Annotated in this window: 14 protein-coding genes and 1 tRNA gene; 10 read left to right on the forward strand and 5 right to left on the reverse strand. The window is 63.7% G+C overall.

The window, feature by feature from the left end:
- Nucleotides 1-185: 185 nt before the first annotated feature.
- Together ACFW0H_RS13240 and ACFW0H_RS13245 are read right to left on the reverse strand one after the other, a co-directional pair.
- A complete protein-coding gene (locus ACFW0H_RS13240; RefSeq protein ID WP_422914364.1) occupies nucleotides 186-2,297 on the reverse strand; it encodes a 3-hydroxyacyl-CoA dehydrogenase NAD-binding domain-containing protein in 2,112 nt (703 codons plus the stop codon).
- Between the two features lie 64 nt (nucleotides 2,298-2,361).
- Nucleotides 2,362-2,508, reverse strand: a complete 147-nt coding sequence (locus ACFW0H_RS13245) for a hypothetical protein (protein ID WP_422914365.1) — start codon at nucleotides 2,506-2,508, stop codon at nucleotides 2,362-2,364.
- A gap of 237 nt (nucleotides 2,509-2,745) precedes the next feature.
- Between ACFW0H_RS13245 and qhpR the strand changes: the two genes are divergently transcribed.
- Both qhpR and ACFW0H_RS13255 read left to right on the forward strand, forming a co-directional pair.
- Complete coding sequence (gene qhpR, locus ACFW0H_RS13250) at nucleotides 2,746-3,804, forward strand: AraC-like transcriptional regulator QhpR (protein ID WP_422914366.1); 1,059 nt, start codon at nucleotides 2,746-2,748, stop codon at nucleotides 3,802-3,804.
- 6 nt (nucleotides 3,805-3,810) lie between these two features.
- Nucleotides 3,811-4,866, forward strand: coding sequence for an AraC family transcriptional regulator (locus ACFW0H_RS13255; protein WP_422914367.1), 1,056 nt, complete (start codon nucleotides 3,811-3,813; stop codon nucleotides 4,864-4,866).
- A 380-nt stretch (nucleotides 4,867-5,246) separates the two neighbouring features.
- Here the strand turns inward: ACFW0H_RS13255 and ACFW0H_RS13260 are convergent, their stop codons facing one another.
- Nucleotides 5,247-6,107, reverse strand: a complete 861-nt coding sequence (locus ACFW0H_RS13260) for a LysR family transcriptional regulator (RefSeq protein WP_422914368.1) — start codon at nucleotides 6,105-6,107, stop codon at nucleotides 5,247-5,249.
- 582 nt (nucleotides 6,108-6,689) lie between these two features.
- Between ACFW0H_RS13260 and ACFW0H_RS13265 the strand changes: the two genes are divergently transcribed.
- Complete coding sequence (locus ACFW0H_RS13265; protein ID WP_422914369.1) at nucleotides 6,690-8,204, forward strand: FAD-dependent oxidoreductase; 1,515 nt, start codon at nucleotides 6,690-6,692, stop codon at nucleotides 8,202-8,204.
- A gap of 40 nt (nucleotides 8,205-8,244) precedes the next feature.
- Nucleotides 8,245-9,126, forward strand: coding sequence for a patatin-like phospholipase family protein (locus tag ACFW0H_RS13270; RefSeq protein WP_422914370.1), 882 nt, complete (start codon nucleotides 8,245-8,247; stop codon nucleotides 9,124-9,126).
- Between the two features lie 315 nt (nucleotides 9,127-9,441).
- On the opposite strand, the gene ACFW0H_RS13280 is transcribed toward ACFW0H_RS13270, so the two are convergent.
- A tRNA-Ser gene (locus tag ACFW0H_RS13280) sits at nucleotides 9,442-9,531 on the reverse strand.
- A 279-nt stretch (nucleotides 9,532-9,810) separates the two neighbouring features.
- On the opposite strand from ACFW0H_RS13280, the gene ACFW0H_RS13285 reads away from it, so the two are divergent.
- The 3 genes from ACFW0H_RS13285 (at nucleotide 9,811) to ACFW0H_RS13295 (ending at nucleotide 12,448) form a co-directional block, all read left to right on the forward strand.
- On the forward strand, nucleotides 9,811-10,500 hold the full coding sequence (locus ACFW0H_RS13285) for a crotonase/enoyl-CoA hydratase family protein (RefSeq protein WP_422914371.1): 690 nt from the start codon (nucleotides 9,811-9,813) through the stop codon (nucleotides 10,498-10,500).
- Nucleotides 10,501-10,540: 40 nt separating this feature from the next.
- Entirely contained in the window at nucleotides 10,541-11,140 is a 600-nt protein-coding gene (locus ACFW0H_RS13290) for a hypothetical protein (protein WP_422914372.1), read from the forward strand.
- Nucleotides 11,141-11,476: 336 nt separating this feature from the next.
- A complete protein-coding gene (locus tag ACFW0H_RS13295; protein ID WP_422914373.1) occupies nucleotides 11,477-12,448 on the forward strand; it encodes a magnesium and cobalt transport protein CorA in 972 nt (323 codons plus the stop codon).
- A gap of 99 nt (nucleotides 12,449-12,547) precedes the next feature.
- On the opposite strand, the gene ACFW0H_RS13300 is transcribed toward ACFW0H_RS13295, so the two are convergent.
- Complete coding sequence (locus ACFW0H_RS13300; RefSeq protein ID WP_422914374.1) at nucleotides 12,548-13,267, reverse strand: amidotransferase; 720 nt, start codon at nucleotides 13,265-13,267, stop codon at nucleotides 12,548-12,550.
- A 338-nt stretch (nucleotides 13,268-13,605) separates the two neighbouring features.
- On the opposite strand from ACFW0H_RS13300, the gene ACFW0H_RS13305 reads away from it, so the two are divergent.
- From ACFW0H_RS13305 to ACFW0H_RS13315, 3 genes are all read left to right on the forward strand, one after another.
- The gene (locus ACFW0H_RS13305; protein ID WP_422914375.1) at nucleotides 13,606-13,827 is read left to right on the forward strand and encodes a hypothetical protein; all 222 of its coding nucleotides are present in this window, start codon (nucleotides 13,606-13,608) and stop codon (nucleotides 13,825-13,827) included.
- A gap of 23 nt (nucleotides 13,828-13,850) precedes the next feature.
- Nucleotides 13,851-14,111: a hypothetical protein gene (locus tag ACFW0H_RS13310; RefSeq protein WP_422914376.1), complete on the forward strand. Its 261-nt coding sequence runs from the start codon at nucleotides 13,851-13,853 to the stop codon at nucleotides 14,109-14,111.
- Between the two features lie 67 nt (nucleotides 14,112-14,178).
- Nucleotides 14,179-14,550: a glutathione S-transferase N-terminal domain-containing protein gene (locus ACFW0H_RS13315; RefSeq protein ID WP_422914377.1), complete on the forward strand. Its 372-nt coding sequence runs from the start codon at nucleotides 14,179-14,181 to the stop codon at nucleotides 14,548-14,550.
- Nucleotides 14,551-14,581 lie beyond the last annotated feature (31 nt).

Below are 14,581 nucleotides of genomic sequence, written 5' to 3' on the forward strand. Positions count from 1 at the left end.
TGGCCAGTCCGCATTTCCGAGCTGATCTCCAGCCCCACAGGGCCAACCCTCGAAGCAGGCTACTGAACTGGGTCGTAGGATGGGTGGAGCGGAGCGATACCCATGCGGACGGGGCTGATGGGTATCGCTCCGCTCGCGGAACGCCGCCCGACCCATCGAACTGACCGGCATCGGAAGCGGGATTCTCAGATCTGCTCGATGCGAGGGTGACCGGCGGCCACCAGGCGCTCCAGCAGCGGAGCCGGCTGGAACCACATCTCGCCGTATTCACCCAGTGCTTGGCGGTAGTGGCGGATGCCGGCCAGCACCTTGTCCAGCCCCAGCTGCTCGGCGTGATGCATGGGACCGCCCAGGTGAGCGGGAAAACCGTAGCCGTTGATCCAGACCAGGTCGATATCACCGGCACGCAAGGCGATGCCTTCATCCAGCAACTGGATGCCTTCATTGATCAGTACGAACAGGCAGCGCTCGAGGATTTGCCGGTCGTCCATCGGGGCCCGGGGAATCCGAAGCTCGTCCGCGAGACGCTCGGCCAAGGCGATCACCTCGGCGTCATCCTTGCGGTTTCGACCCTCATAGAGGTAGAAGCCTCTCCCGGTCTTTTGGCCGTATCTGCCCATGGCGTACAGCTCGTCGCCCAGCCGGCAGTAGCTCTGGTCGTGGGCGATGGCCGCGCGGTTGGAATCACGCACCAGGAAGTTCACATCGACGCCGGCCAGATCCAGCATGCTGAACACGCCCATGTTCAGATCAAGACCAGTGAGTACGCCGTCCACCTGGGCCGGTGTAGCGCCCTCCAATACCAGGCGATGGGCTTCGCGGGCGTAGGGTTCGAGCATGCGGTTGCCGATGAAGCCGAAACAGACGCCGGAGATCACCGGCAGCTTGCCGACACGCCTGGCGATATTCATCGTGGTCGCCAGCACGTCAGGCACGGTGGCCTTGCCGCGCACGACTTCCAGCAGGCGCATGACGTTGGCCGGACTGAAGAAGTGCAGGCCAATCACATCTTGCGGACGCGAAACCGTCGCCGCGAGGGCGTCGACATCGAGCGACGAGGTGTTGGTGGCCAGGATGGCGCCCGGCTTGCACACCTGATCCAGGGTGCGGAACACCTCCTGCTTGACCTCCAGCTTCTCGAACACCGCCTCGATCACCAGATCGGCGTCATACAGGTCGGCATAGTCGAGGGTGCCGAACAGCAGATCCATACGCTGCTGCACCTGCTCGATGGACAACTTTCCACGCTTGACGCTGCTCTCGTAGTGGCTGCGGATCTGCGTCAGGCCACGGTCCAGCGCACTGCCGCTCCGTTCGAGCAGCGCCACGGGAATGCCCGCATTGGCGAAGTTCATGGCAATGCCGCCGCCCATGGTGCCAGCGCTAACAACGGCCACCTTGCTGATCCGGCGCAGTGGAATGTCTGCACTGACACCGGGAATCCGCGCCGACTCGCGCTCAGCGAAGAACACGTGGCGCAGCGCCTTCGACTGGCGGGAGGCCTCGGCCTCCTTGAACAGCGCCAGTTCGCGTGCGAGGCCTTCCTCCAAAGGCAGCAGGCAGGCGGCTTCCAGCGCGCAGAGCACCAGGCGCGGTGCCAGGCGGCTCTTCCAGCGCGGCTCATGCTCGGCGCGATAACGGGCGAGGAAATCGTCCGGCAAACCCTCGGTCGGCTCCGGCCAGGCCTGTGCCGGACGCGCCGGCGCGGAGCAGTCGATCAACTCATGGGCGTAAGCGCGCGCCTCATCCAGCAGCGCCTCGGCGCTGGGCGCTATGCGGTCGAGGATGCCCAGCAGACGAGCCCGTTCGGCGTCGATGTGTTCACCCGAAAGAATCAGATTCAACGCCGATTCGGCGCCAATCAGCCTCGGCAGGCGCTGGGTGCCACCGGCGCCCGGCAGCAGGCCCAGGTTGATTTCCGACAGGCCCAGCCGGGCCCCCGGCTCAGCGATCCGGTAGCCGCACGCCAGCGCCAGCTCCAGCCCACCGCCAAGAGCCAGTTTGCCAATGGCAGCGATCATGGGTTTATGGATTTCTGTCAGTCGCACCAGTGTGCTGGGCAAGTCCGGCTCGGCGAAGGAAGCATCGGTGCCGAACTCTCTGATATCCGCGCCCGCACTGAACAGGCCATGCTCGCCGTAGAGGATGATGGCCTGCACTCGATGGTCCATGGCAGCGCGCTCGCATGCCTCGGCAAGCGCGCTGCGTAGAGACTGGCCAAGCGCGTTGACCGGCTCACGATCAAGGCCGATTAGGGCCACACCGTCTTCAAGGCGGTAGTGGATCAGGTCGCTCATTGAAAATCCTCGGGTTGCCAGGCAGTCAGGAGGCGCGCCGGGAGGACGCATCACCGCTGGCTGCTCAGAAATGCCTGAACACATCGGCGATACTGGCGATCGGCAACGCCATGCGAGGGCCGGCGAGGGTGACCAGGATCGGCGCATTGATCGAATGGACTGCAGCGGCGGCCAGGAGCCCGACCAGGCAAGCGAGCAGGAATCGGCGCATGGGAACCTCCGTCATCCGGCTGGCGCCGAATGCAGTGCCTTGTTGTTATGGGTGCCTTGAGTCTGAGCGCCGTCCGACACAAAAGCTTTGCAGTTCGCGCCACAAAATCGGCAAATCATGACATTCTGGCGGCATGGAACAGCGGCGCGGGACCTTGGTGTAGGATCGCTGCGCAAAAGGCAGCCATTGGCTTTCCGCTGGTTCCAACCTTCGCCATGAATCATTCGGGCATTCGCAATGACGTCTTTTGTCCGCGGCATCGCCCTGTTGGGTTTCGACGAGTTCGCCATCAGCCAGGGCCTCGATTCGCACGCCGTCCTGACCGAAGCCGGACTCCCCGCCGATGTCCTGGACGGGCTGATCTCCGGGGTGAGGTTCAACACCCTGCTTGAGCTGTGCGCAAGGCGTTCGGGGAATCCGCTGTTCGGGCTGCAGTTCGGCCTGCAGCAGGGCTCCCAGGCGCTGGGCGGGCTGCTCTACCTGATCCAGAGCGCCAGCACGGCGGGCGACGCGCTGCAGGCGCTGACGCAGTACTTTCATGTCCACAGCAGTGGCGCCGAACTCCATCTCGAACAACAGGGTGGCCAGGCACGGCTCCTCTATGAGGTGATCGACCGTGATGCCACCTCGGCGCGGCAGACCGTGGAACTGGCCATGGGCATCGGCGCCCAGCTCATGCAAAGCCTGCTGGGCCAGCTCTGGAAGCCGAGCGCGCTGTGGCTGCGGCACCCTGCGGCAAACGAGCCCGGCACCTACCGGCGCCTGCTGGGTGTCACGCCGCGCTTCGATAGCCCGGTCAACGCCTGGGTCTTCGATGCGGCACTGCTGGAAACGCCCCTCAGCGCTACCGATGAAAGGTTCCAGCAGTTGGCACGGCGTCATCTGGACGAGCTGGCCCGGATGACCGTGCAGGAACTGCCGGCCTACGTGCAGAAACTGTTGCGCCAGCGGCTGCCCGAGGGCCACATCACCATCGAGCAGGTCGCCGGGCACATGCAGCTCAGCCCGCGCACCCTGCAGCGCTACCTCCAGGCCGAGGGCACCGGCTTTCAGGAGCTGCTGGACAAGACGCGCCAGGCGATGGCCACGCGCTACATCTGCGACTCGTCCATCAGACTGACGCAGCTTGCCGAGCTGCTGGGCTATGCCGATCTCAGCGCGTTCTCCCGGGCCTTTACCCGCTGGAACGGCGTCAGTCCGCAGAAATGGAAACAGCACTATCAGCAGACCCAGCGGCTGGCCGAGTCCGTCGCCGCCCCCGCGCCCCCTCGTCGGCCGCGCGCGACCGGACGGTAATGGAACATGGCACTCAATCCGTTCGTTCGCGCCCTCGGTCTTGTCGGCTTCGATGCATTCGCCAGCGGCCAGGGCCTCAATCCGGCGGACATGCTTCGGCGCGCGTCGCTGCCACAGGACTGCCTGCGCCGACAGGACGGCATCCTCCCCTATCGCCGCTACTGCGAGCTGCTGGAACTCTGTGCGGCGCAATCGGGTAATGCCTCATTCGGCCTGCAGTACGGCCTGTTCCAGGGCATCGATGTATTCGGCGAGCTGTTCTATCTGATTCGCAATGCCGGCACCGTCGGTGATGCGCTGGCCGAGTTGCGCGCGAACTATTCCCTGTACAACGGCGCCGCCGAGGTCGCCTTCGACCTTGAAGGAGGCGTCGCCCGCCTCGGCTACCGCATCAACGCGTGCGATATGCCCGGATTAGGCCAGGCGGAAGAACTGGCCTGCAGCGTCGGCGTGCAGTTGCTGCGGGCCCTGGCCGGTGCTGGCTGGCAGCCGGCAACGGTCCGGCTCCGGCACCCGCCGCTGGGCGATGAGGCGACCTATCGCCGGGCACTCGGCGTGCGACCGGTCTTCGCCGCCCCTTGCACCGAACTGGAATTCGACGCCTCGGTGCTTTCACTGCCCCTGGGTGAGGCCGATGCACGGCTGCACCAGCTGATCACCGAACACATCGCGAGAATGGAGCGGCTGTCGGCCGACGAACTGCCCAGCTACGTCCGGCAGCTGCTGCGCAACCTGCTGCCCTGCGGCCGCGCCACCCTTGAGAAGGTCGCCGACTGCATGGCCGTCAATCCGCGCACGCTGCAACGCCGGCTGGAACAGGAAGGCACATCCTTCCAGCACTTGCTGGATGAAACCCGTCAGGGACTGGCTCGCCACTACCTCGACGACCCGTCCCTCAGCATCGCGCAGATAGCAGGACTGCTCGGCTACTCGGACGCCAGCGGATTCAGCCGGGCATTCAACCGCTGGTTCAATGTCAGCCCCCTGAAATGGCAAAAGACTCACTGTTCAAACAGGCAACCACGCCTGCTGCGCAGCCGCCACCCGGCCCTCCAGAGCTAGGGCATTGGAAGGTGGATGTGAAGAGCGACATCCACCCTACGCGGGGCACTGCGAACGTGGGGCTTTTGTAGGGTGGATCACGCTTCATCCACCACCAGCAGTTCCACCACCGCGCACCGCACCGGCCAACCTGGTGCAGGCGGTGCCGATGGACTTTGCCTTCTGGGTCGACCACGGCGAGGACCTGGAGCAGCGCTTCATCGCCTGAGCAGCCAAAGGGGCAGTAACGGCCTGGCGACTCATGCAGGCCAGCCGAGGCTGCTGCGTTGCGCCAGCCTTGGCGAACCGGCAATCGTTACGTCTGTAGCGGTAGGACGGAAGCCATTTACGTCCGACGCTGGCATCGATCCCGTTCCGCGGAGCCACGCTGGCGACGCATGTCACGCATGCTGCTGCAGAATCTCCCTGGTAACCTCACGCACGATCTGCAGCACAAGCCCCAGCGTTTCAGGCTGTGGGTCGGCCGGATACACCAGATACGCCGGCAGCCGGAAGTCCGGCGCGTCAGGATGGCGATGCAACTGCCCTGCGGTGAGCGCATGCTTGACCAGGCGTAGGGGGAAATACCCGGCGCCGCCGGCAGCCAGGATGTGGGTCAGGCCCAGCCAGCCGATATTGGTGCTCAACCCGGCGCCGAGGAAATCGGGAAACGCGGCACTGTGCTTGCGGGCGAACTCGGGCCCCCAGTCGATGTACACATAGTTTTCACCGGGCGGGCTGGAGTTGTCGTCGCGGGTAGTCACGTACACCAGCTGCTCTTCCAGCAGCGGTTCGACCACCAACCCCGGCCGGCTTTGGGGTGTGTACATCACCCCGACGTTTGTGCGCCCCTCGACCAGCCCCTGAATGAGTTCATCTTCGAAGGCCATCTCGGCGCGTACGGCGATGTCGGGTACCGCCTTGCGGATTCGCGGCAGACAGGCAAACAGCAGATCGTCCCAGAGTCCGAATCGTCCGCCGATGGTCACGGACGCCCGAAAGCCCAAGGCCACGCCGATGTCCTGGCGCGCGCGTTCCACAGTGCGCACGAGCGTGGTCGCGAAGGGGTGAAAGGAGAGGCCGGCTGGGGTGAGCGTCGTGCCGGCCTTGTTGCGCACGAACAGGCTGCAGCCGAGTTGTTCCTCCAGTGCGGCGATTCTGGCACTGACCGTCGATTGGGTGACGAACAGCCGCGAGGCGGCATTGCGGAAGTTTCCCGCCGCGATGACCGTGAGAAAGGTTCGGGCAAGTTCGGTATCCATAAGCGGCAACCCCTCGATCGGTGATCAGGCCGGAACACCCGCGCGCAGAGTCGGGTGAGGCAGTCATCTGGCATTCAGGCATGCCCAGTGCCCGTTCAGGCAACACTGCCGCCATTCGCCAAATGGATTCGATATCACCGATATTTACGGCCGATTTTTATCGTTATTCAAATTCAAATGGGCGGCGTAACGTCGGAGGTGACATCCGGAAATGGCTCCTGCCGAGGAGGTCAACATGCATTTGCTAGGCTCAGATGATCGACAATCCCTGCGCAGCATTGCGTTGGTGCTGATGGGTTTCCTGATGGTCGTTGGCGCATTGATCGTTGTTGCAGTAGTGCTTGGTTGAGCGCACGGGAATTGCCGAAATCTGTCCAGATGACCGCCCTGTATGGGCCGATGCCGTGGGATTCCACGAAACAGGCTGGTTAGCCGCCTGCTACGCCTGGTGTTCTCCAATGTCGTCGCGCGGGGTGCGCGAAGTGCCCCACGGCGACCTTTCCGGGTCCGGCGCCTCCCAGCCGCGCTCCGTGCAGAACGGTTGCAACCCAGGCGGATTTTCCACACCCAAGGAGTCACATCATGGCTCACTCCGATACCCTCCCCGCCGGTCCCGACCTGACCAAGGGCGTGCCCTTGTCCAGTGTGCCGGCCACTGGCGTGCTCGCCGGGCACGTCGAAGGCAACCCGGTCCTGCTGGTGCGAATGGACGATGGCCTCCATGCGGTCAGCGGTCTCTGTACCCACTACGGTGCGCCACTGGCCGATGGCCTGGTGGTCGATGACGAAATTCGCTGCCCGTGGCACCACGCGTGTTTCAGTCTGCGTACCGGTGCCGCCCTGCGGGCGCCCGCCTTCGCGGCGCTGACGACTTGGCGTGTGGAGATCGTCGGCGAGACCGTGTTCGTGCGTGACGCGGAAAAAACCGAGCAGCCGATGCGAGCAAGTACCCTCCCCAACCAGCCCGGCCGAATCCTGATCATAGGTGGCGGCGCCGCGGGGTTCGCAGCGGCCGAGCGTCTGCGTGACCTGGGCTATTCCGGCGCGTTGTCGATGCTGAGCGCCGATGCGTCGGCACCCTATGACCGGCCCAATCTGTCCAAGGACTACCTGGCCGGAACCGCGCCGGAAGACTGGATTCCACTGCGGGGCCCGAAGTTCTATGCCAATCGGCAGATCGACCTGCGCCTCGGCTGCGACGTCACCGCGATCGATACCGGCGCACGAGAAGTGCTGACCGGATCGGGCGAACGGCTGGCCTATGACGTCCTGCTCATCGCTACCGGTGCGGCACCGCGGCGGCTGCCCATCCCGGGGTTCGACCTTCCCAACGTGTTCATGCTGCGCTCGCTGGCCGATGCCCGGTCGATCATCGAGGCGTGCCAGGGCGCGACGTCGGTGGCCCTGATCGGCGCCGGCTTTATCGGCATGGAGGCAGCGGCAGCGCTGCGGGCGCGTGGACTCCAGGTGCATGTGGTGGCACCCGAGGATGTGCCGCTGGAGCGTGCGCTGGGTCGGGAAGTGGGCGGCTTCCTCGCTGGCCTGCACCAGGAGCAGGGAGTGGCGTTCCACCTTCGCTCGGAGGCCAAAGGCTTCGATGGCAAGACACTCACCCTCGCTGACGACACTCGGATTGCTGCGGATCTGCTGATCGTCGGCGCAGGTGTCGCGCCGCGCACGGAGCTCGCAGCCACAGCCGGACTGGCAGTGCAGGACGGCATCCTCGTCGACCCGTGCCTGCAGACCTCGGTGGCTGGCCACTTCGCCGCCGGTGATGTCGCACGCTATCGGTACGGCGCGGACCTGATCCGGGTCGAGCACTGGGTCCATGCGCAGCGACAGGGCCAGGCTGCCGCAGCCAATATGCTGGGCGCCGGACGGGCATTCACGGATGTGCCGTACTTCTGGACTCACCACTACGGGCTGGATCTTCGCTACACCGGATACGCCCACGGCTGGGACGAAGTCCGCATCGACGGCGCGTTGGCGAAACGGGACTTCACGGCGCGCTACTTCCGCGCGGGAGAACTCGTCGCGGCAGCCTCGGTCGGGCGTGATCTGGAGAACCTGACCATCGAGGCGACGCTGCAGGGTTGACCGCGCCCCTGCGGCGGTGGACTGGTCCGGGGCGGTTTACATGAATCAGGCTGGAGCACGGAAAACGGCCTTCGTGCTGGCCGGCGGCGGCAGTCTCGGCGCCGTGCAGGTTGGCATGCTCAAGACACTGACCCGAGCGCACATCACGCCCGATCTGATCGTCGGTGCCTCGGTGGGGGCGATCAACGGCGCCTATTTTGCCGCGTCCCCCGACGCACGCGGCATCGCGCGCCTCGAGCGGATCTGGCTGGAGTTGCGCCGCTCGGATATCTTCCCGTTCTCGGCGTTCGGCACGATCCTCGGCCTGCTCGGTCAACGCGACCACCTCGCCCTCCCCCAGCACTTGCGCGCGCTCATCGAGTCGCAACTCCCCTACCGGCGCCTGGAGGATGCGGCAGTGCCCTGTCACGTAGTCGCCACGGACGTGCTCGACGGCACGGAGGTCATCCTGTCTACGGGCGAGGCTACGACGGCGCTGCTCGCCAGCACGGCCATCCCGGCCATTTTCCCAGCGGTCACCATTGCGGGTCGGTCGTTGATGGATGGCGGCATCGCCAACAACACCCCGATTTCCGTGGCAATCGCCCTCGGAGCCACTCGGGTCGTCATCCTGCCGACCGGAACACCATGCATCCTGCGCACACCGCCACGGAGCGCGCTGGCTATTGCGATGCATGCACTCAACCTGCTCGCCATGCGCCAGTTGCTGGCAGACGTCGAGCGCTTCGCCGAGCGGTGTGAACTGCTGGTCGTGCCGCCGCTATGCCCGCTGTCCGTCAACTCCTATGACTTCTCGCACACCAGGGAGCTCATCCGTCGGGCGGAGACCGTCACCGGCCACTGGCTGGAGGATGGCACGCAGGGCAAGGATCCTCGTTGGGTCCTGGCCCCGCATCACCATCGTGGGGGTGAATCGACTTGACTGGATCGAGAAGCAGAGCAAGTGCCTAAGCCAGGCGCTGTCGTGCTATGTCCCGGTCGAATGGGTGGCGCGTCAGCTGGGGCACACCGACACCACCATGGTGAAGAAGCACTACGGGCGTTGGATTCCCGCGGATACCCGGAGCATGGCGGGGATGGTGTCGCAGATGATGGGATTCAGACCCGAATCGTCCTAGGGCGTCCTAGAGCGGACTATGAGTACGATTTGGTCCTAATTTGGTCCTAAACCGGTATCCCAGAAAGCAAAAACCCCTGACTTCACTAGGAATATCAGGGGTTTGCTTGAATCGGAAAGTGGCGGTGAGGGAGGGATTCGAACCCTCGATACGGTTTCCCGTATACACACTTTCCAGGCGTGCTCCTTCAACCGCTCGGACACCTCACCGGAATCTCTTCGAGGCGTTGGCCCCGTCGAGGTGCGCTAATTTAGTGGAGTGTTTTCTGGAATGCAAACACTTTTTTCATAAATTTCATGCGTTTATGAAAAAAACTTCGCATGCCCGTTTCCCCTTGTCCTGTCAAGTAGCCTTCAAGGGCTCCGGGAAGGCTTTCCGCCGCGGACTGCGGGCGGCGGCGCGAAGGCTGACTCATCGGTCAGTCTCAATCCTTTACCTCCACGGTAGCGCTGGGTAACGTCAACCCACTTCTTAACAAGGAACCCGCCATGAGTGAGCTGATCTCCTACCAACTCGAAGACGGCATCGCCACCCTGACCCTATGCAACGGCAAGGTGAACGCCATCTCCCCGGATGTGATCGCCGCCTTCAACGTTGCGCTGGATCGCGCGGAGCAGGATCGCGCCATCGTGATCATCACCGGTCAGCCGGGCATTCTCTCCGGCGGATACGACCTCAAGGTGATGACCTCCGGCCCGGAAAATGCCATTGCCCTGGTCGCCGCCGGTTCCACCCTGGCCCGCCGCATGCTGGCGCACCCCTACCCCATCATTGTTGCCTGCCCGGGCCATGCGGTGGCCAAGGGCGCGTTCATCCTGCTGTCCGCGGACTACCGCATAGGTGTCGAAGGTCCGTTCAGCATCGGCCTGAACGAGGTGCAGATCGGCATGACCATGCATCACGTAGGCATCGAGCTGGCCCGTGATCGCCTGCGCAAGTCCGCCTTCCACCGTTCGGTGATCAATGGCGAGATGTTCAATCCGCAGGACGCCCTGGATGCTGGCTTCCTCGACAAGGTGGTTCCGCTCGAGCAACTGCCGGAAGCCGCACGCACCACCGCCCTGCAGTTGAAGAAGATCAACATGACCGCGCACCGCAACACCAAGCTCAAAGTACGCAAGGCGCTCCTGGAAACCCTGGACGCGGCCATCGAGATCGACAAGCAGCAACTGGTCTGAGCCCTGCCCACGAAAAAGCCCCGCTCTGCGGGGCTTTTCATTGGACCTTGATTTACATGCCGCCGTTGTCATCTCCAGGTTCGGCACCGGCGTCTCCGCCGCGGTCGTCGCCAACGTCGTGATCAGGGCCATCATCGGCTCCCTGGCCGACGCCATGGGCCTCCCCTACGTCGTGGTCGGCACCGTCGTCCGCACCATGGCCGACCCCATGGGCTTCGCCCACATCATGGCCAGGCCCATCGTCGGCGCCGCGACCGCTATGGCCGCTGCCGGAGCCGCTGTGGCCGCCTTCGCCGCTATGCCCGCTACCGTGTCCACCGCCATCACCTCCATGGCCGCTACCACCGCCGCCACTGCCGCTGCCGCCGTGTCCACCCCCACCACCACTGCCGCCGCCTCCGCCACTACCACCACCTCCACCGCTGCCGCCGCCCCCACCGCCGTCTCCACCCTCCTTGGCGTAAGCACTCGGCAAACTGGAAAGGTCGCCCGGCAACAGGCTGCAAGACAGGCTGAAGACCGCACAGATTGCCATCGCCAGTACGCACTTCTTCAACACCATGACAGGCCTCCGCTCGTTCTTCTCGAGGATCACCCTTTAAACGCTAGCGCCTGTAACAAGATACTTCACAAAGCCTGACAGGTGGCGAAATGACAGGTAAACAGCGCCAAACTGCTGACAACTATCTCGACCACGGTTTCCGGGGAGCGCAGCCAGGCGCTGTGGGCACGCTCGGTCGCGGATCGAGGCGACGGCATGAGAACAGCGCCACGGAGCCACGGGTCGAGCGGTAGCGCCGATAGGGGCAGCTGAAGGCTTCGGTCATCCTTGTACCGATCGAGGTGCGGGAACAATTTAGAGCAGGTGCTCTAGCCACACCATTGCAGAACCTCGTCCATCGGCAAGACTCAGATAACCAGGCGCGATACTCTCTGCGCCATGTTTCCAATCACCGGATGAAGGAATCGCTGAACCATGGGTCGAGTCGTTGCCGCCGCTGTATACGCCAAAGGCCGGAGAGTCACCGACATAACCCTCGATGAAGGCCTGCAGTGGGCCAGCAAGCCTGGCCATTTCGTCTGGATCGGCCTGCATGACCCGGGCACGGAGGAGCTGAGCAACCTGCAACGGCAGTTCGACCTGCACGAACTCGCCCTGGAAGACGCGCTCACCCGCCACACGCGGCCCAAGCTGGAGACCTTCGGCGATGCCCTGTTCCTGGTGGTCTACTCGCCAATCGTGGTCGATGACGAGTTGCAGTTCATCGAGACCCAGCTGTTCGCCGGCAAGGGCTACATCATCAGTGCTCGCTATGGCGAGTCCGCGCCCTACTCCCGGGTTCGCCAGCGTTGTGAAGCGCGCCCGTTGCTACTCGAGCATGGCGAGGATTTCGTCCTCTACGCGCTGCTCAGCTTCGTGATGGAGAACTACCGCCCGCTGATGGACAGCTTCCATTCGGAACTGGAGGAAATCGAGCAGAACGTGCTGGATCGCCCACTGGGCCAGGCCGATGTCGAGCGCATCCACTGCCTGCGCCGCGACCTGCTCCGCCTGCGCCGCTACATCGGCCCCATGGGGGAAATCTGCGAAGAGCTGCAGCGCCTGGACTTCCCCTTCATCGACAAGCACATGCGCCCCTACTTCCGCGATATCTCTATCCACGTCAATCGGCTGCTGGAAGACCTGACCGGCCTGCGGGAGATGGCCGACCACGCCATCGAGATCGGCCTGTTGCTGGAGTCGTCGCGCCAGAGCGTAGTGCAGCGCAAGTTCGCCGCCTGGGCGGCCATTCTTGCTTTTCCGACAGCGATTGCGGGCATCTACGGCATGAACTTCCAGTACATGCCGGAGCTGGGCTGGCATTACGGCTACTTCGGCGTGCTGGGATTCGTCGCCACCGGTTGTACCGCGTTGTACGCGAGCTTCAAGCACTACGGCTGGCTGTGAATCTCGGCGGCCGATAGCCACCACACGGCGTTCCAACCGGTCGGGAGCGCCCATGAAAAAGCCCGCCAGATGGCGGGCTTTTCTGTTCCTGAGCAGGGATCAGGCGGCGCGGTCGCGGGCTATGAAACGCATCATCCACTCGGCGACAGCAGTGCCCTGGTGGTCGCGATCCAGGCTGCTCACACCCTGCTTGTAGATCTCGTCGCCGAGGAAATCCTGGCGCAGGTCCAATATCGCGCGCGAGTAGTCATGGACGAACTCCGGGTGACCCTGGAAGCACAGCACCTGGTCGCCGATGGCGTAGGCGGCATTCGGGCAGAAGTCGCTGGAGGCCAGGAGGGTGGCGCCTTTGGGCAGCTGAGTGACTTGGTCCTGATGGCTGATGAGCAGAGTCAGGTCATCCAGCGCGGGGGTCATCCATTCCGGCTTGTGCTTCAGTTGGTAACTGTGGCTACCCACGCCCCAACCCTGGGTGGCGCGCTCGGTGCGGCCGCCCAGCAAGAGGGCCAGCAGTTGGTGGCCGAAGCACACACCCAGCAGCTTGTCACCGGCCTCATAGCGCGCCAGCAGGAATTCCTTGAGCGTGGTGATCCATGGGTCGGCGCCGAAGGAATCGGCCTTGCTGCCGGTCACCAGGTAAGCGTCGAACTTCTCGCCTTCCGGTGGGTAATGCCCCTGCACCACGTTGTAGACACTGAACTCCGCCGCAATCGGCTGCTTGGCGAACAACTGCTCGAACATCAGGCCGTAGCCTTTGTACTGGTCGATCAGCTCGGGGCGGAGAATGTCGGTTTCGAGAATGCAGATGCGAAGTGGCATTAGCTCATGGTTCCTGAAATGCAGAGAGGCTCTATGTGGGGAAAATGTGCGTTTTATTTAACACAGTGCCGAGGTGATTGAAATACCGCCAGGTGCACCCCGTCATAGTCGGCGCCTAACGGCGTCATAGACGGCGCCGATATCCCCGCTCTCCAATGAATACTTAGGACGCCCTACCCCTCTAATTCGCGGCCTGCCGGAGCTCGTCAATAAAAATTGACGGCGCCCGGCGGAACTATTGGTGGCGTCGATAGTTACCATGCCCATTGCTCGTTTTTTCATCGAAACGTTTTTCGCGACTCTATGCCCACCCAAGCCCCCGGCCACGGAGTCACGACATGAGCAACCCCACCATCAAGCACGCACGCAACGGCGCCCTCGCCAGCCTCGGCCTGTATTTCGTCGTGGTGATGGTGGTCCTGGCCATCAGCTTCGGTTACGAGCGCGGCCGCATCGGTGTGAGTCCCACGGACGCCTCCATGAGCTTCTACCAGCAGCTCAGCCAGAGCATCCCGGTGTTGCTGGCAAGCGAGAAGAAACCCAGCGGAAGACAAGGCTGAATCCAGGACAGGCAACACCGATCATGAAACAGCACAAGAACCGACTCTATTTCCTCACCGCCCTGGCAGTCATGACCAACGGCTTTTCGCTGATTGGCAGTGCCCATGGCTCGGTGGGTGCGGTGGCCAAGAACATCGAGGCCATCCACAGCATCAGCCGCGGCATCGTCACTGAACTGGCCCTGCGGGGCCATTCCGGCAACCCGCCCGCCGGCCGCGACTTCCCGCTTCCAGCCGTGTTCGACATGAGCTCACTGGTGTGCTGCCGCGACCATCTGGCATGAAAGGCGGTCTCACCCGACAAGTTCCGGTAGACTGCCGCCCCCGTTTTTCAATCAAGGGTTTGCAGCAGTGTTCATCAAGGCATTACGAGTCGGCCTGGGCCAGTTGATCATCTTCCTCGACCTCATCACCCGCCCGCGCAAGCTGCGCCGCAGCCCCGAGGCGCAAGCCCGGGTCGCGGAAGAGGCCACCAGCCTCGCGCTCTACCAGTTCAACGCCTGCCCCTTCTGTGTGAAGACCCGCCGCGCCATGCACCGGCTTAACCTGCCGATCGCCCTGCGCGATGCGAAAAATGACGAGACCCATCGCGCCGCCCTGCTGGCCGGTGGCGGCAAGATCAAGGTGCCTTGCCTGCGCATCGAGGAAAACGGAGAAAGCCGCTGGATGTACGAATCCAACGACATCATCCGGTACCTGGAGAACCGCTTCGCCACGGCGTAAGTCCAGGCAGGGTGCAGCATGAAAAACCGGC

Origin of the sequence: Metapseudomonas cellulosilytica (assembly GCF_049334135.1) — a bacterium.
Classification (GTDB): Bacteria; Pseudomonadota; Gammaproteobacteria; order Pseudomonadales; family Pseudomonadaceae; genus Metapseudomonas.